The sequence below is a fragment of the Pseudomonas sp. YQ_6 genome, from assembly GCF_043103245.1.
GTDB lineage: Bacteria > Pseudomonadota > Gammaproteobacteria > Pseudomonadales > Pseudomonadaceae > Aquipseudomonas > Aquipseudomonas alloputida.
Genome location: NZ_JBICJR010000027.1, coordinates 72,651 through 88,612, shown reverse-complemented (window position 1 = coordinate 88,612; position 15,962 = coordinate 72,651). Strand labels below are relative to the sequence as shown.

Sequence of the window (15,962 nt, the reverse complement as noted above, 5' to 3'; positions counted from 1 at the left end):
TCGCATGACCAAACAACACGCCTTTACTCGGGAAGACCTGCTGCGCTGCAGTCGCGGTGAGCTGTTCGGCCCAGGTAATGCGCAACTGCCCGCGCCGAACATGCTGATGGTCGATCGCATCACCCATATCAGCGAAGAAGGCGGCAAGTACGGCAAAGGTGAGTTGGTCGCCGAGCTGGATATCAACCCGGACCTGTGGTTCTTCGCCTGCCATTTCGAAGGCGATCCGGTAATGCCGGGCTGCCTGGGCCTCGACGCCATGTGGCAGCTGGTTGGCTTCTTCCTCGGCTGGCAGGGCCTGCCGGGCCGTGGCCGCGCCCTGGGTTCGGGCGAGGTGAAATTCTTTGGCCAGGTACTGCCTGAAGCCAAGAAAGTCACGTACAACATTCACATCAAGCGCGTCCTGAAGGGCAAGCTGAACATGGCCATCGCCGATGGCTCGGTCAGCGTCGACGGCCGCGAGATCTACACTGCCGAAGGCCTGCGGGTCGGCGTGTTCACCTCCACTGACAATTTCTAAGGGTTATTCGCATGCGCCGCGTCGTTATCACTGGTCTGGGCATCGTATCGTGCCTGGGCAATGACAAAGCTACCGTCACCGAAAACCTGCGCAACAGCCGTCCGGGTATCCGCTTCAACCCGGAATACAAGGAAATGGGGCTGCGTAGCCAGGTTTCCGGGTCCATCGACCTCAACCTCGAAGAACTGATCGACCGCAAGGTTTACCGTTTCGTCGGCCATGCGGCTGCCTACGCCTACCTGGCCATGCAGGACGCGATCAAGGACGCTGGCCTGACCGAAGAGCAGGTTTCCAACCCGCGTACCGGCCTGGTGGCGGGTTCCGGCGGCGCCTCGACCCTGAACCAGATGGAAGCGCTGGACACCCTGCGTGAAAAAGGCGTCAAGCGCGTCGGTCCATACCGCGTTACCCGCACCATGGGCAGCACCGTTTCGGCATGCCTGGCCACCCCGTTCAAGATCAAGGGTATCAACTACTCGATCTCGTCGGCCTGCGCCACCTCGGCTCACTGCATCGGTACCGCACTGGAGCAGATCCAGTGGGGCAAGCAGGACATCGTCTTCGCCGGTGGTGGTGAAGAAGAGCACTGGAGCCAGTCGTTCCTGTTCGATGCCATGGGCGCCCTGTCGACCAAGCGCAACGAAACCCCTGAACTGGCCTCGCGCGCCTACGACGCTGACCGTGATGGTTTCGTCATCGCTGGCGGTGGCGGTATGGTCGTGGTTGAGGAGCTGGAACACGCCCTGGCCCGCGGCGCCAAGATCTACGCCGAAATCGTTGGCTACGGTGCGACTTCCGACGGCTACGACATGGTTGCACCGAGCGGCGAAGGCGCCATCCGCTGCATGCAGCAGGCGCTGTCCACTGTCGACACCCCGATCGACTACCTGAACACCCACGGTACCTCGACCCCGGTAGGTGACGTGGCCGAGATCAAGGGCGTGCGTGCCGTGTTCGGCGACAAGGCTCCGAAGATCAGCTCTACCAAGAGCCTGTCGGGTCACTCGCTGGGCGCTGCCGGTGTGCACGAGGCGATCTACTGCCTGCTGATGATGGAAAACAACTTCATCGCCGGCTCTGCCAACATCGACGAGCTGGATCCGGAAGTCGCCGACTTGCCAATCCTGCGTAAAACCGAAGAAAACGCCAAGATCGACACGGTCATGAGCAACAGCTTCGGCTTCGGCGGCACCAACGCCACTCTGGTGCTCAAGCGCTGGGAAGGCAAGTAAGACGCTGCCGCTGTAAATGAAAACGCCCCGACTGGTTCGGGGCGTTTTTGTTTGTGTTGCCTGTGCTGGCCTCTTCGCGGGCAAACCCACCACACAAGCCTTCAGCGCTGTGCCCACCTTGTAGGAGCGGGTTTACCCGCGAAGAGGCCAGCACAGGTCACTGCTGTACCCTGGGCAACACCGCCAGAAAGTTCTCCAGGGCCACCTTGTGCGCCACCGACTCCGGCAAGGCATCCAGAAACGGCTTGAACCCGTGCATCTGCTCCCCCAGGCTGCCAAACCGCCCCACCACATCCGAACCCAGCATGAACCGCTCCGGGTACTTCTCGACCAGCGCCAGCCATTCCTTGCGCGGCACACTCTGCTCATCCAGCAAATACGGCTGCAGCACACTCCACGACAGATCGACATACAGGTTCGGGTAGTCCTCCAGCAATCGCCTCAGTACCGGCAGTAGAAAGTCCATCTGCGTCTGGTGGCGATGTATCTCCATGCTGCTGCCCGCATGCGCCCAGATGAATCGCGTATGCGGGTGATTGCGCAGCGGCTCTTCGATCTCCGCCAGGTACAGCGGGTTGCGCTCGCGCTTGGAGGTGATGTTGGAATGCAGCAGCACGGGCAGGTCGCGCTCGGCCGCCAGGTGGTAGATACGCGTCATGGCCTCATTATTGGCACGTGGCGTGTCGCCACTGGTCAGCGCTGTCAGGTCATCATGTCGGGTGAACACCTCGCCGATGCCCTGCCAAAGGCCCGGGTACAAATCGAGCATGCGCTCGATATGGCTGACCGCATTCTTGTCCACCGGGTTAAAACCACTCAGGAACGGGTGGAAGCGCTTGCGCTGCTCACTTGGCAATTGCTGCAGCGCCGCCGCCACGTAAGTATCGGTGGCGCTGTACCAATAGGCGTCGGCGTCATCACCGGCGTAGTAGCGCGGGCGCTTGGGCTCGTCTTCGTGCCATTTCTTGGCCACCGGTATGCCTGAAATCATCGACTGCTCAACCCCTGCGGCATCCATGGCCTTGATCAGCGCCGGCATGCCTTCACTTTCCTGGAAGAAGTCCACATAGTGCAGGTGGGCATCACTGTAGCGGTACTCGCGCGCCTGGGCCGCCTGGCACAGCCAGCCGAACAACAGCACACAAGCCAGCGCTCTGGCGGTCATGGTCATCTTCCTCATGCAAGTACGACCCCAGTAGACCAGGCGGCCGCCAAGACGGTTCAGCGACGGCGGGCAAACCGCTATGCTTGAGGCACTTCCACCGTGCCTGGAGCCTTCCCCATGAGCAGCCCACTGGTCATCCACCCCCGAGCCGAGACGGTCGAGGGCCAGCCGATCCTGCGCCCGCTGCCGTCAGCCCAGTGCCGCAGCGTCGGCCCGTTCGTGTTCTTCGACCACATGCTCGAAACAGACTATGCCCCGGGGCATGGCATGGATATCCGCCAGCATCCGCATATCGGCTTGTCGACCCTGACCTACCTGTTCGAAGGCGCAATCCTGCACAAGGACAGCCTTGGCTCGGCGCAGCGGGTGCTGCCCGGTGATGTCAGCTGGATGACTGCGGGCAGCGGCGTCGCCCATGTCGAGCGCACCCCGGAAGATGGCCTGGCCCATGGGTCGCGCCTGCATGGGCTACAGGTATGGCTGGCATCGCCACGCGAGTTTGAGCAAGGCCCGGCAAGCTACAGCCATCACCCCGCCGCGAGCTTGCCCGTCAGTGACAGCCTGGGTGTACGTATCTGCATGATTGCTGGCAGCGGGTTCTGCCTGGCGTCCCCGGTGCCGGTGCTGTCCCCTACCCTTTATGCGCATGTCCGGATGCAACCGGCGACCACCTTGCTGGTACCGAATGAGCATGTGCAGCGGGCGCTGTACCTGCTCGATGGTGAGTTGACGATGAACGATGAAGATGTAGAACCGTGCAGCCTGGTGGTGCTGCCGGAGGGAGAAGAGGTGACGCTGTATGCGGAGGGTGAATGCCAATTGGTACTGATTGGCGGTGCACCGCTGGATGGGCCGCGTCGGATGAACTGGAATTTCGTGGCCAGCGACCCGGAACTGATCGAGCGGGCCCGGGCCAGGTGGGCTGCGGGGGATTGGCCGGTGGTGCCGGGGGAACATTCTAGGATCGAGTTGCCTCGGTGATCAGGGCCGCTTTGCGGCCCTTCGCGGGTAAACCCGCTCCTACGCCCAATCAAGGGTGGACACATTGGTGATTGGACACAGGCCGTCGCGTAGGAGCGGGTTCACCCGCGAAGGGCTGCAAAGCAGCCCCCTGCAATCTCAGCGCTGGAACACTTCACTCAGCAGATTATGCATCGAACGGAACGCTCGCTCGGAAGTGCGTCGGTCATACTGCATCTTGCCCGGCATATTGGCATTCGGGTCGGTAAACGAGTGCACCGCGCCGCCAAAACTGAGCAACTGCCAGTCCACCTTGGCTGCGTTCATCTCATCTTCGAATGCCGGCAGCTGCTCTTTAGGCACCAATGGGTCGGAGGCACCATGCAACACCAGCACCGAGCCCTTGATGCGCTTGGCATCTTCAGGATTCGGCGTGTCCAGGGTGCCGTGGAACGACACTGCCGCACGCAGGTCGGCGCCGCTACGGGCCAGTTCCAAGGCACAGCAGCCACCGAAGCAGAAGCCGAAGGTGGCCACCTTGCCAGGCTCCAGCAACGCCTTCGACTGCCCCAGCAATTGCGCCAAGGCTTCCTGCATGCGCTTGCGCAGTTCGCCACGATCATTCTTCAGCGGCATCATCGCCACGCCTGCCTCATCGGCATTGGACGGGCGCACCGATTGCCCGTACAGGTCGGCGATCAGCACCACATAGCCCTTCTCGGCCACTTCCTTGGCAATGCGCTCGGCACCTTCGCCAATGCCCATCCAGTTCGGCGCCATCACCAGCCCTGGGCGGCCCAGCGCACCCGGCTCATAGACCAAACGGCTTTCGTAGGTCTTGCCAGACAGGTGATAAACCAGCGATTCGACGATTACTTTGCTCATCAAGCACTCCTTTGGCACTCGTCATAAAAAAGCCCGCCGAAGCGGGCTTTGCTGTGCATCAACTCAAGCAGACAGCTCGACCAGTAGCTTGTTCAGGCGACGAACGTACGCCGCAGGGTCCTTCAGGCTGTCACCAGCCGCCAGGGCCGCCTGATCGAACAGGATGTGCGACAGCTCGGCGAAACGGTCTTCGCTCTGCTCGTGATCCAGCTTCTCGATCAGCGGGTGGCTCGGGTTGAACTCGAAGATCGGCTTGGACTCCGGCACTTTCTGCCCGCTGGCCTCCAGGATCTGGCGCATCTGCAGGCCCAGGTCCTGCTCGCCGATGGCCAGGATCGCCGGCGAGTCGGTCAGGCGGTGCGATACGCGTACTTCAGCCACGCTGTCACCCAGCGCACCTTTCAGTCGCTCGACCAGACCTTCCTTGTCCTTGGCGACTTCTTCCTGGGCTTTCTTGTCTTCTTCCGAATCCAGCTTGCCCAGGTCCAGGTCACCACGGGCAATATCGACAAAGGCCTTGCCGTCGAATTCGTTGAGGTAGCTCATCAGCCACTCGTCGATGCGATCAGTGAGCAGCAGCACTTCGATGCCTTTCTTGCGGAAGACTTCCAGGTGCGGGCTGTTCTTGACCTGCGCGTATGACTCGCCGGTGAGGTAATAGATCTTGTCCTGACCTTCCTTGGCGCGGGCCAGGTAGTCGGCCAGGGCGACGCTCTGCTCGCCGCTGTCGTCCTGGGTGGACGCAAAGCGCAGCAGACCGGCGATTTTCTCCTTGTTGGCGAAGTCTTCGGCCGGGCCCTCTTTCAGCACCTGACCGAAGTTTTTCCAGAAGCCCTTGTATTTCTCGGGTTCGTTCTTCGCCAGCTTCTCCAGCATGTCCAGCACGCGCTTGGTCAGCGCGGTCTTCATCGAATCGATGATCGGGTCTTTCTGCAGGATTTCACGCGACACGTTCAGCGACAGGTCGTTGGAATCGACCACACCCTTGATGAAGCGCAGGTACAGCGGCAGGAACGACTCGGCCTGGTCCATGATGAATACACGCTGCACGTACAGCTTCAGACCGCGCGGCGCTTCGCGCTGGTACAGGTCGAACGGCGCACGGGCCGGCACGTACAGCAGCGAGTTGTATTCGAGCTTGCCTTCGACCTTGTTGTGGCTCCAGGCCAGCGGGTTTTCGAAGTCATGGCCGATGTGCTTGTAGAACTCCTGGTACTCCTCGTCCTTCACCTCGGTGCGCGAACGGGTCCACAGGGCGCTGGCGCGGTTGACGGTTTCCCACTCTTCAGCCGGCTGCTCTTCACCTTCGGCGGCAGCCTGCTCTTTCGGCAGCTGAATCGGCAGGGCGATGTGGTCGGAGTACTTCTTGACCACGTTGCGCAGGCGCCAGCCATCGGCAAACTCCTGCTCGTCCTTCTTCAGGTGCAGGACGATACGGGTACCGCGCTGCGGTTTGTCGATGGTGGCGACTTCGAACTCGCCCTCGCCTTTCGACGACCAGTGCACACCTTCGGCCGCTGGCTGGCCCGCACGGCGGCTGTACACGTCGACCTTGTCGGCAACGATGAACGCGGAGTAGAAGCCCACGCCGAACTGACCGATCAGGTGCGAGTCCTTCTTCTGGTCACCGGTGAGGTTCTTCATGAAGTCGGCAGTGCCGGACTTGGCGATGGTGCCCAGGTGGGCAATGACGTCTTCGCGGCTCATGCCGATGCCGTTGTCCTCGAGGGTGACGGTACCGGCGTCCTTGTCGAAGCTCAGGCGAATCTTCAGGTCAGCATCGCCCTCGAACAGCTCTGGCTTGGCCAGGGCTTCGAAACGCAGCTTGTCGGCGGCGTCGGAAGCATTGGAAATCAGCTCCCGCAGGAAGATTTCCTTGTTCGAGTACAGCGAGTGAATCATGAGGTGCAGCAGTTGCTTCACCTCGGTCTGGAAGCCCAGCGTTTCCTTTTGTGTTTCCACAGTCATGGTCTTCGAAACTCCGATCTGATGGCGTTGGCGCCTGGCGGCCGGTTCGGCCAGCGTTAACGGCGGATGTCATGCAGATGGGGGCTGCCCGGATGATTTCAAGGGCTTTTCCGGTTCGATCTTGAAATGCGCACGGGCCGTGGCAATCGGCGACTGCCTGTCGCCCTGCCAGGCGGTGATGGCCACGTTGGTCACACGCCGGCCCTGGCGCCACAGCTGGCACTGGGCGTAGGTATCGCGAAAGTGCCCGGCGCGCAGGTAGTCGATGGAAAAGTCGATGATCTTCGGAATGCTTGCGCTCTCGCTGTAGATCAGCAGGTACAGCGCGGCCGACAGCTCCATGAAGCCGGCAATCACGCCGCCATGGATGGCCGGTAGCAGTGGGTTGCCGATATTGTCCGGGCTGGCCGGCAGGCGGAACAACAGGTCATCGCCCTGACGCTCGCATTCGATGCCGATCAGCCCGGCATAGGGAATCAGTGCCAGCAATGGTCGATAGTCGCCCACCGCATGGGCGGCGTTGAGCTGCTGGCGCACCGCGTGCGGAATCATGCCTTGCCCTCCTTCAGACTGTCGCCGAAACGGATGCCGCCCTTGATGTCCTGGCCCAGGCGCATGAACGTGCCCACCACCTGGCAGATGGGCTGGTCGGGGTCGTCCTGATAGGCGGTGCCACGGGTGAAGATCACGTCGCGGGTAACACGGTAGCACTGGGCGTGGCCATAGATGTCCTTGCCGGCCTCAGCCGGGTGCATGTAGTCGATGCGCAGGTCCAACGTCGGGCACACTTCGAAGCGCGGCAGCACACACAACGTGGCCATGCCACAGGTGGTGTCCATCAGCGTGGTCAGCGCACCGCCGTGCACGGCACCGGTTTGCGGGTTGCCGACAATCGCCGGCGACCACGGCAGGACCAGGGTCATGCCATTGCCATCAGCCTGCGCCACGCGCATCTGCAACAACTGACAATGTTTTAACGCCGTGAGAAAGCGCTCGGCCATTGCCATCAAGGTTGAATCGCTCATCGGCTGTTCCCATCGGCCGCAGGGCAGCGGCATAAATTCGTTAAAAAGTCCATGTAGAACGGGACGTTATATATCTGTAATCTTCGTTGAACTTATTCCGCGTAGTTGTACTCGAAGGAACAAGTCACTTATTCCACCAAGGAGAAACACCCCCATGCGTAAACCTTTTGCTTTTGCTCTGATGCTGGCCGCTGCCATGGGCCTGGCTGCTTGCGATAAAGCGAGCGAAGACAAAGCCCAGGACGCACAGCAACACGCCGAGCAAGCCCAGGAAAAAATGGGTGAAGCTCAGGATAAGATGAACGAAGCCGCCGAGGAAAACGCCGAAGCTGCCAAAGATCAGGCCGAAGCCGAGCAGAAGGCTGCCGAAGAAGCCGCTCCGGCTACTCCGGCTCCAACTACACCGGCAGAACCTGCCAAGCAGTAATTGGCTAAAACAAAAAAACCCGACGATGTCGGGTTTTTTTGTGCCTGCGAACTTTCGATTAATCGTTTCAGTTGGAGACAACCGAGCTTTCCTTGGCCGGCTCCGACAGTACACTTTCGGTCGGCGTGAACACCATCACATCGAGTACATCCGAATGGAACTCTCGACGGTACAGAATCAGCACTACGCCCACACTCATCGCCATGAACAACCATGGGCTGATAAACCAGCTCAACATGGCCATGCCGAAGTAATACGAACGCAGCCCCAGGTTGAACTGGTTAGCCGCCAACGACAATACCCGCGCCGCGCGGGAGGCGAACGCCTTGCGCTCCAGCTCATTGACCAGCCGTTCGCCGATCATAGGTGCCGAGCCCACCAGCACGGCGGCAAAGTTGTATTGGCGCATGCACCAGCTGAACGTGAAGAAGGCGTAGACAAATACCATGGCCAGGCACAGCAGCTTGATCTCCGACATGCCCTGGGATGTTTGCTGAACCAGCGGCAGGTCGGCCAGCAACGACAGTGCCCGGTCGGAGGCACCGAGCACGGTGAGGATGCCAGCCAGAATGATCAGGGTGCTGGAGGCAAAGAACGAAGCGTTGCGCTCCAGGTTACCGATCACGCTGGCATCGGCGATGCGGTTGTCGCGCAGCAGCATGCGGCGCATCCAGTCTTCGCGGTACAAGTGCAGCACGCTGGCCAGGCACGCGGTGTCGCGCCCCTTCCAGATCGCATAGCGGGTATAGCCACCCCAGCACAGGGCGAACCAGGCGATGGCCAGCAGGTTGTTGAGGTTGCTTTGGATGAAGTTCATGCAGGGTTACCGAAAGGGCCATGTGCCTAAAGGATAGGGACCGGATTTCGACGCTGGCAAGCGGCAAAAGGCACACCTGCACACTGAAAAATACCTTACCTGCTGCGAAGAGGCCGAAACCGGCAAACAGCAAAAAGCCCCGCATCCTTTCGGATACGGGGCTCTCTTGTTTTCACCCTTGGCGGGCACCCTTCGGCTTGTGGCCGGTGCCGCCCTCAGGCTTCAACTTGTCCAGTCAGGCCAGCGCCTCGCGCGGCTTGCCGAGCATGCGGTCGCAGGCCACGGCACCCACCAGGGTCACCACCGAAGGTACCAGCCAGGCCATGCCGGCATCACTCAATGGCAGGTGCGCCATGAAGTCTGGCAACACGTGGGCAAGGCTGCTGCCCTTGATCGCATCGACCATGCCGAACAGCAGCGAGACCAGCATCACGGGCGCCAGGATGCGCGTTGGCGAGTTCCACAGGTCTTTCACGAAGCTCAGGCCAACCACCACGATGCACGGCGGATAGATGGCGGTGAGCACCGGGATCGAGAACATGATCAGCTTGGTCAGGCCAAGGTTGGAAATCAGCAGCGAGAAGCCGGCAAGGATCACCACCAGCGCGCGGTAGGACAGCGGCAGGATCTGGCTGAAGTACTCGGCGCAGGCACAGGTCAGGCCAACCGCGGTCACCAGGCAGGCCAGCGCGATCAGCACGGCGAGGAAGCCGCTGCCCAGGGAGCCGAAGGTATGCTGTACGTAGGCATGCAGCACCGCCGCACCGTTGGTGGCGTCAGCCGCGATGTCGTGGCTGGTGGCACCCAGGCGGAACAGGCTGATGTAGACCAGGGCCAGCCCGACACCGGCGATCAGGCCGGCGATGATGGCGTAGCGGGTAATCAGCCTCGGCGACTCGACACCGCGCGAGCGAATGGCATTGACAATGACGATACCGAACACCAGGGCACCCAGGGTATCCATGGTCAGGTAGCCATCGGAGAAGCCCTTGGAGAACGCAGCGGCGGCATAGGCAGGCTGTGCGTCACCAATGCTACCGGCGGGCAGCGCGAAGGCAGCGATGCCCAGTACTGCCAGGGCAATGATCTTCAACGGTGCCAGGAAGCGGCCCACGGTGTCGAGCAACTTGCCAGGGTACATGGACACGGCCAGCACGACGATGAAGTACACCAGGCTGTAGATGAACAGCGCCAGCGGGCTTTCACCGGTCAGTGGTGCAACGCCCACTTCGAACGACACGGTCGCCGTACGCGGGGTGGCGAACAATGGGCCGACCGACAGGTAGCACACGGCTGCCAGCAGGCCGCCGAAGAACTTGCCGATCGGGCTGCTCAGTGCATCCATGCCGCCACCGACCTTGGCCAGAGCGACCACCGTGATGACCGGCAGGCCCACGGCAGTGACCAGGAAGCCCAAGGCCGCCATCCATACGTGCGGGCCAGACTGCAGGCCGACGATAGGCGGGAAGATGATATTGCCTGCACCCACGAAAAGCGCAAACGTCATAAAGCCAAGCGCCAGGATATCCTGGCCTTTGAGAACTTTCATTTAAGGTAGTACCACACTGCTGAAATCGGGATTCGAGAGGGGATTTCCCTTTGGGTAAGGGGAAATGCTGCCCGGCTTGATAGGCCAGACCCGTTTAGCGTGTCGTTCCCTTTTGGGGTACGGGCACAGAGTGAACGCGTAATGTAACTGGTTTGTCAGTCAAACGCACTGGCACAGTGCTGCTTGTCCGATGTGCGTACATGTTTGTCGTCTGTGTGACCGAGGACGGCAGGTATTATCCTCGGATTGAAACATTCGTCTGCGTGAAAATTCCTATCAAACCTATCGAAGAATCTCTATTGCCAGCACCGGCCTCTTCGCGGGTAAACCCGCTCCTACGAACCCCACATACGACAAAGGCCACCCGAAGGTGGCCTCTGTGCGCGTGGGGGGTGTAGCAGTATTACTTCTTGGCTTCCCAGCCAGTCAGCTCGGCCAGGGCCTTGCCGATGTCAGCCAGGGAACGCACGGTTTTCACACCCGCGTCCTGCAGGGCGGCGAACTTCTCGTCCGCAGTGCCCTTGCCGCCGGAGATGATGGCGCCAGCGTGGCCCATGCGCTTGCCCGCAGGTGCAGTAACACCGGCGATGTAGGAAACGACAGGCTTGGTGACGTGGGCCTTGATGTAGGCCGCAGCTTCTTCTTCAGCCGAACCGCCGATCTCACCGATCATCACGATCGCTTCGGTCTTCGGGTCTTCCTGGAACAGCTTCAGGATGTCGATGAAGTTGGAGCCCGGGATCGGGTCACCGCCGATGCCGACGCAGGTCGACTGGCCGAAGCCGGCGTCGGTGGTCTGCTTCACAGCTTCGTAGGTCAGGGTGCCGGAACGCGAAACGATACCGACCTTGCCTGGCAAGTGGATGTGGCCTGGCATGATGCCGATCTTGCACTCGCCCGGGGTGATGACACCTGGGCAGTTAGGGCCGATCAGGGTCACGCCCAGCTCGTCGCACTTGACCTTGGCATCCAGCATGTCCAGGGTAGGAATGCCTTCGGTGATGCAGACGATCAGCTTGATGCCGCCAAAGGCAGCTTCCAGGATCGAGTCTTTGCAGAACGGAGCCGGTACGTAGATGACCGAAGCGTCAGCGCCGGTAGCTTCCACGGCTTCCTTGACGGTGTTGAACACCGGCAGGCCCAGGTGGGTGGTGCCACCCTTGCCTGGGGTTACGCCGCCGACCATCTTGGTGCCGTAGGCAATGGCCTGTTCGGAGTGGAAAGTACCCTGCGAGCCGGTGAAGCCCTGGCAGATGACTTTGGTATCTTTATTGATCAGGACGCTCATTACTTGCCCTCCGCAGCTTTGACAACTTGTTGAGCAGCGTCGGTCAGGCTGGTTGCCGCAATGATGTTCAAACCGCTTTCTGCCAGTACTTTAGCGCCCAGTTCGGCGTTGTTGCCTTCGAGGCGAACGACGACCGGAACTTTTACGCCGACTTCTTTCACCGCACCGATGATGCCTTCGGCAATCATGTCGCAGCGAACGATGCCGCCGAAGATGTTGACCAGAACGGCCGCGACATTGCTGTCGGACAGAATGATCTTGAACGCTTCGGTAACGCGCTCTTTGGTAGCACCGCCGCCAACGTCGAGGAAGTTGGCCGGCTTGCCGCCGTGCAGGTTGACGATGTCCATGGTACCCATGGCCAGGCCGGCACCGTTGACCATGCAGCCGATGTTGCCTTCAAGGGCAACGTAGTTCAGTTCGAACTTGGCAGCGTGGGCTTCACGGGCGTCGTCCTGCGACGGGTCGTGGAAGGTTTTCAGCTTCGGCTGACGGTACATGGCGTTGGCGTCGATGTTGATCTTGGCATCGAGGCAGTGCAGGTCGCCATCGGCCTTGATCACCAGCGGGTTCACTTCCAGCAGCGCCAGGTCATGATCCTTGAACAGCTTGGCCAGGCCAACGAAGATCTTGGCAAACTGTTGAACTTGCTTGCCTTCCAGGCCCAGCTGGAAAGCCAGCTCGCGACCCTGGAACGGCTGAGCGCCGACCAGTGGGTCGATGGTGGCCTTGAGGATTTTCTCAGGCGTTTCGTGAGCGACTTTCTCGATGTCCACGCCACCTTCGGTGGAAGCCATGAACACGATACGGCGGCTCGAACGATCGACTACAGCGCCCAGGTACAGCTCTTTGGCGATGTCAGTGCAGGATTCGACCAGAATCTTGGAGACGGGTTGACCGTTGGCATCGGTCTGGTAGGTGACCAGATTCTTGCCCAACCACTGTGCAGCGAACGCCTTGGCGTCTTCCTTGCTGCGAACCAGCTTTACGCCGCCCGCTTTACCGCGACCACCCGCGTGAACCTGGGCTTTTACAACCCACTCGTTCCCGCCGATCTTGTCGCAGGCTTCTGCAGCTTGCTCAGGGGTATCGACTGCGAAACCCTTGGAAACTGGCAGGCCGTACTCAGCGAACAGCTGCTTACCCTGATACTCGTGAAGATTCATGCTTTTTACCGTCTTCGTTAGGTACTGCGCTTCGGCGCTGCGCCATCAGTGGCGCCGCACCACCTGTGACCGTTGACCCCGGGTTTCCCGTGTGATCCGGTCCGGCGGACTTTCCGCGGTGAGTCATGCACGCAAGACTCACGACGGGCAGCCCGCCGTGGTTTCTTATAATTAACGCTTCTTACGGTTGGCCACGTGAATGGCGCCGCCATTCACCGCCAGCGCTGCTTCATGCAACGCTTCGGACAGGGTTGGATGGCTGAAGACCATCATGCCCAGATCCTCGGCACTGGTGCCGAATTCCATTGCGATTGCGCCCTGCTGCACCAGTTCGGCAGCCGATGGGCCAATCACGTGAACACCCAGAACGCGGTCGGTCTTGGCATCGGCGATGACCTTGACGAAACCACCGGTGTCGTTGGCAGCCATCGCACGGCCGCTGGCCGCGAACGGGAAGGTGCCCACGTTAACCTCAACGCCCTCGGCCTTCAAGGCCTGTTCGGTCTTGCCGACCCACGCGATTTCCGGGTGGGTGTAGATGACCGAAGGGATCAGGTCGTAGTTCATCTGGGCCTTGTGGCCCTTGATGCGCTCGACGACCATGATGCCCTCTTCCGAAGCCTTGTGGGCCAGCATCATGCCGCGTACCACGTCACCAATGGCGTACACGCCCGGAACGCTGGTGGCGCAGTAATCGTCGACGAAGATGTAGCCACGCTCGTCGATGGTCACGCCGCTGTCGGAAGCCAGCAGATCGGTAGTCACCGGGCGACGGCCGACTGCAACAATCAGCTTGTCGAAGGTGATCTTCTGCTCGCCTTCGGCGTTGGTGTAGGTCACTTCGACTTCATTGCCGTTGACTTTCGAGCCGGTGACGCGAGCGCCCAGCTTGATGTCCAGGCCTTGCTTGGTCAGGGTCTTCTGGGCTTCTTTCGACACGGCGGTGTCGGCAGCCATCAGGAAGGTGTCCAGGGCTTCAAGGACGGTCACTTCAGCACCCAGGCGAGCCCATACCGAGCCCAGCTCCAGGCCGATCACGCCTGCACCGATAACGCCCAGGCGCTTCGGTACGGCCTGGAATTCCAGGGCGCCGGTGGAGTCGACGATGACGTTCTGGTCGACCGGGGCCGGCGGAATGTCGATCGGGCGCGAGCCGGAAGCCAGGATCACGTTCTCGGCTTCGATGACTTCGGTGGTGCCGTCAGCCTTGGTGACTTCGACTTTCTTGCCGGCCAGCAGCTTGCCGTGGCCCTGGATCGAAGTGACGCCGTTGGCCTTGAACAGGGTGGCAACGCCACCGGTCAGGTTCTTGACGATACCGGCCTTGCGGCCAACCATCGCGGCGACGTCCATCTTCACTTCGCCAGTGGAGATACCGTGGACGTTGAAGCTCTCTTTGGCTTCCTTGTACTTCCAGGAGCTGTCCAACAGCGCCTTGGAAGGAATGCAACCTACGTTCAGGCAGGTGCCGCCCAGGGCCAGTTTGCCCTCGGCGTCGGTGTACTTCTCGATACAGGCAGTCTTCAGACCAAGTTGGGCAGCCTTGATGGCAGCCACATAGCCGCCTGGGCCTGCACCGATTACCACTACGTCGAATTTCTGGGTCATAAAAGATTCCTTATCAGCTACAAGCTACAAGCCGCGAACCGCGCGGCCTGGCTTCTTGCGAAGCCAGGCCCGGCACGGTACGCAGCCAGAGGGTTAGATGTCCAGCAGCAGGCGGGACGGATCTTCCAGCAGGTTCTTGATAGTGACCAGGAAGGTTACCGCTTCCTTGCCGTCGATCAGGCGGTGATCGTACGACAGCGCCAGGTACATCATCGGGCGAATCACCACTTGGCCATTGATGGCCATCGGGCGCTGGATGATGTTGTGCATGCCGAGAATGGCGGCCTGCGGCGGGTTGACGATCGGGGTCGACATCATCGAACCGAAGGTGCCACCGTTGGTGATGGTGAAGGTACCACCGGTCATCTCTTCGATGGACAGTTTGCCGTCACGGGCCTTCTTGCCGAAGGTAGCGATGCCGTTCTCGATTTCAGCCAGGCTCATCGACTCGGCGTTACGCAGCACCGGCACCACCAGGCCACGGTCGCTGGACACGGCAACACCGACGTCGGCGAAGCCGTGGTAGACGATGTCGTTGCCGTCGATCGAGGCGTTGACAGCCGGGAAGCGTTTCAGCGCTTCGGTAGCAGCCTTGACGAAGAACGACATGAAGCCCAGGCGCACGCCATTGTGGGTCTTCTCGAACAGGTCCTTGTACTTCGAACGCAGGGCCATGACTTCGGTCATGTCCACTTCGTTGAAGGTGGTCAGCATCGCCATGTTCGACTGGGCTTCGACCAGGCGCTCGGCGATCTTGGCACGCAGGCGGGTCATCGGCACACGCTTCTCGGTACGGTCGCCAGCGGCGACGACAACCGGGGCAGCGGCAGCAGCGGCAGGCTTGGCAGCCGGGGCAGCGGCTGGTGCCGACTTCTTGTTGGCAACAGCAGCAACCACGTCTTCCTTGGTGACGCGACCGCCTTTACCGGTGCCTGCCACAGTAGCCAGGTCGATGCCGTTTTCTTCAGCCAGCTTGCGTGCGGCCGGGGCAGCGATCGGGTCATCTTCGCCGGCGTCAGCGCTAGCAGCGGCCGGAGCAGCTGCAGGCGCGGCGGCCGCGGCAGGCGCAGCGGCAGCACCGCCCTCAACGATCGAACCCAGCAATTCGTCGGACAGGACGGTGTCGCCCTCGCCCTTGACGATGTCGCCCAGCACGCCATCGGCAGTAGCCAGTACTTCCAGGACAACCTTGTCAGTCTCGATGTCGACGATCAGCTCGTCACGCTTGACGGCTTCGCCCGGCTTCTTGTGCCAGGTAGCAACGGTGCCATCGGCAACCGATTCCGGGAAGGTTGGGGCTTTGATCTCGATAGCCATTATCTGTGTTTCCTTAAATTCGGTTTCAGGTGCGC

15 protein-coding genes are annotated in these 15,962 nt (G+C 60.9%); 4 read left to right on the top strand and 11 right to left on the bottom strand.

Annotated elements, in window-relative coordinates; all coding sequences use genetic code 11:
- Positions 1-4: 4 nt before the first annotated feature.
- Positions 5-520, top strand: coding sequence for a 3-hydroxyacyl-[acyl-carrier-protein] dehydratase FabA (gene fabA / locus ACF8FG_RS08505; RefSeq protein WP_003251509.1), 516 nt, complete (start codon positions 5-7; stop codon positions 518-520).
- Between the two features lie 11 nt (positions 521-531).
- The gene (fabB, locus tag ACF8FG_RS08500; protein WP_003251511.1) at positions 532-1,752 is read left to right on the top strand and encodes a beta-ketoacyl-ACP synthase I; all 1,221 of its coding nucleotides are present in this window, start codon (positions 532-534) and stop codon (positions 1,750-1,752) included.
- Between the two features lie 157 nt (positions 1,753-1,909).
- Here fabB and ACF8FG_RS08495 read toward each other — a convergent pair whose 3' ends face one another.
- Complete coding sequence (locus ACF8FG_RS08495; protein ID WP_014590276.1) at positions 1,910-2,917, bottom strand: amidohydrolase family protein; 1,008 nt, start codon at positions 2,915-2,917, stop codon at positions 1,910-1,912.
- Positions 2,918-3,034: 117 nt separating this feature from the next.
- On the opposite strand from ACF8FG_RS08495, the gene ACF8FG_RS08490 reads away from it, so the two are divergent.
- Complete coding sequence (locus ACF8FG_RS08490; RefSeq protein ID WP_014590275.1) at positions 3,035-3,898, top strand: pirin family protein; 864 nt, start codon at positions 3,035-3,037, stop codon at positions 3,896-3,898.
- Between the two features lie 138 nt (positions 3,899-4,036).
- On the opposite strand, the gene ACF8FG_RS08485 is transcribed toward ACF8FG_RS08490, so the two are convergent.
- The 4 genes from ACF8FG_RS08485 to ACF8FG_RS08470 all read right to left on the bottom strand — a co-directional run bounded on the left by ACF8FG_RS08485 (position 4,037) and on the right by ACF8FG_RS08470 (position 7,755).
- Entirely contained in the window at positions 4,037-4,762 is a 726-nt protein-coding gene (locus ACF8FG_RS08485) for a dienelactone hydrolase family protein (protein ID WP_014590274.1), read from the bottom strand.
- 63 nt (positions 4,763-4,825) lie between these two features.
- Positions 4,826-6,730 (bottom strand): molecular chaperone HtpG, encoded by a 1,905-nt coding sequence (htpG, locus tag ACF8FG_RS08480; protein ID WP_014590273.1) that lies wholly within the window; start codon positions 6,728-6,730, stop codon positions 4,826-4,828.
- Positions 6,731-6,799: 69 nt separating this feature from the next.
- Complete coding sequence (locus ACF8FG_RS08475) at positions 6,800-7,282, bottom strand: PaaI family thioesterase (protein ID WP_014590272.1); 483 nt, start codon at positions 7,280-7,282, stop codon at positions 6,800-6,802.
- The gene (locus ACF8FG_RS08470; protein WP_014590271.1) at positions 7,279-7,755 is read right to left on the bottom strand and encodes a PaaI family thioesterase; all 477 of its coding nucleotides are present in this window, start codon (positions 7,753-7,755) and stop codon (positions 7,279-7,281) included. Before ACF8FG_RS08470 ends, ACF8FG_RS08475 begins: the two co-directional genes overlap by 4 nt.
- A gap of 154 nt (positions 7,756-7,909) precedes the next feature.
- Between ACF8FG_RS08470 and ACF8FG_RS08465 the strand changes: the two genes are divergently transcribed.
- A complete protein-coding gene (locus tag ACF8FG_RS08465) occupies positions 7,910-8,182 on the top strand; it encodes a hypothetical protein (protein ID WP_019437947.1) in 273 nt (90 codons plus the stop codon).
- A 67-nt stretch (positions 8,183-8,249) separates the two neighbouring features.
- On the opposite strand, the gene ACF8FG_RS08460 is transcribed toward ACF8FG_RS08465, so the two are convergent.
- From ACF8FG_RS08460 to odhB, 6 genes are all read right to left on the bottom strand, one after another.
- Entirely contained in the window at positions 8,250-8,999 is a 750-nt protein-coding gene (locus ACF8FG_RS08460) for a DUF599 domain-containing protein (protein WP_010954947.1), read from the bottom strand.
- A 235-nt stretch (positions 9,000-9,234) separates the two neighbouring features.
- Positions 9,235-10,548, bottom strand: coding sequence for a branched-chain amino acid transport system II carrier protein (gene brnQ, locus ACF8FG_RS08455; protein WP_010954948.1), 1,314 nt, complete (start codon positions 10,546-10,548; stop codon positions 9,235-9,237).
- Positions 10,549-10,951: 403 nt separating this feature from the next.
- Positions 10,952-11,836: a succinate--CoA ligase subunit alpha gene (gene sucD, locus ACF8FG_RS08450; RefSeq protein ID WP_003254203.1), complete on the bottom strand. Its 885-nt coding sequence runs from the start codon at positions 11,834-11,836 to the stop codon at positions 10,952-10,954.
- On the bottom strand, positions 11,836-13,002 hold the full coding sequence (sucC, locus tag ACF8FG_RS08445) for an ADP-forming succinate--CoA ligase subunit beta (protein ID WP_003254205.1): 1,167 nt from the start codon (positions 13,000-13,002) through the stop codon (positions 11,836-11,838). Before sucC ends, sucD begins: the two co-directional genes overlap by 1 nt.
- A gap of 171 nt (positions 13,003-13,173) precedes the next feature.
- Complete coding sequence (gene lpdA, locus ACF8FG_RS08440) at positions 13,174-14,610, bottom strand: dihydrolipoyl dehydrogenase (RefSeq protein ID WP_010954949.1); 1,437 nt, start codon at positions 14,608-14,610, stop codon at positions 13,174-13,176.
- Between the two features lie 93 nt (positions 14,611-14,703).
- A complete protein-coding gene (odhB, locus tag ACF8FG_RS08435; protein WP_003254209.1) occupies positions 14,704-15,927 on the bottom strand; it encodes a 2-oxoglutarate dehydrogenase complex dihydrolipoyllysine-residue succinyltransferase in 1,224 nt (407 codons plus the stop codon).
- Between the last annotated feature and the right edge of the window lie 35 nt (positions 15,928-15,962).

Bases quoted from the DNA above. Each gene is read 5' to 3' on its own strand.
- fabA (WP_003251509.1), top strand. From the start codon at position 5: ATGACCAAACAACACGCCTTTACTCGGGAAGACCTGCTGCGCTGCAGT.
- fabB (WP_003251511.1), top strand. From the start codon at position 532: ATGCGCCGCGTCGTTATCACTGGTCTGGGCATCGTATCGTGCCTGGGC.
- ACF8FG_RS08495 (WP_014590276.1), bottom strand. From the start codon at position 2,917: ATGACCGCCAGAGCGCTGGCTTGTGTGCTGTTGTTCGGCTGGCTGTGC.
- ACF8FG_RS08490 (WP_014590275.1), top strand. From the start codon at position 3,035: ATGAGCAGCCCACTGGTCATCCACCCCCGAGCCGAGACGGTCGAGGGC.
- ACF8FG_RS08485 (WP_014590274.1), bottom strand. From the start codon at position 4,762: ATGAGCAAAGTAATCGTCGAATCGCTGGTTTATCACCTGTCTGGCAAG.
- htpG (WP_014590273.1), bottom strand. From the start codon at position 6,730: ATGACTGTGGAAACACAAAAGGAAACGCTGGGCTTCCAGACCGAGGTG.
- ACF8FG_RS08475 (WP_014590272.1), bottom strand. From the start codon at position 7,282: ATGATTCCGCACGCGGTGCGCCAGCAGCTCAACGCCGCCCATGCGGTG.
- ACF8FG_RS08470 (WP_014590271.1), bottom strand. From the start codon at position 7,755: ATGAGCGATTCAACCTTGATGGCAATGGCCGAGCGCTTTCTCACGGCG.
- ACF8FG_RS08465 (WP_019437947.1), top strand. From the start codon at position 7,910: ATGCGTAAACCTTTTGCTTTTGCTCTGATGCTGGCCGCTGCCATGGGC.
- ACF8FG_RS08460 (WP_010954947.1), bottom strand. From the start codon at position 8,999: ATGAACTTCATCCAAAGCAACCTCAACAACCTGCTGGCCATCGCCTGG.
- brnQ (WP_010954948.1), bottom strand. From the start codon at position 10,548: ATGAAAGTTCTCAAAGGCCAGGATATCCTGGCGCTTGGCTTTATGACG.
- sucD (WP_003254203.1), bottom strand. From the start codon at position 11,836: ATGAGCGTCCTGATCAATAAAGATACCAAAGTCATCTGCCAGGGCTTC.
- sucC (WP_003254205.1), bottom strand. From the start codon at position 13,002: ATGAATCTTCACGAGTATCAGGGTAAGCAGCTGTTCGCTGAGTACGGC.
- lpdA (WP_010954949.1), bottom strand. From the start codon at position 14,610: ATGACCCAGAAATTCGACGTAGTGGTAATCGGTGCAGGCCCAGGCGGC.
- odhB (WP_003254209.1), bottom strand. From the start codon at position 15,927: ATGGCTATCGAGATCAAAGCCCCAACCTTCCCGGAATCGGTTGCCGAT.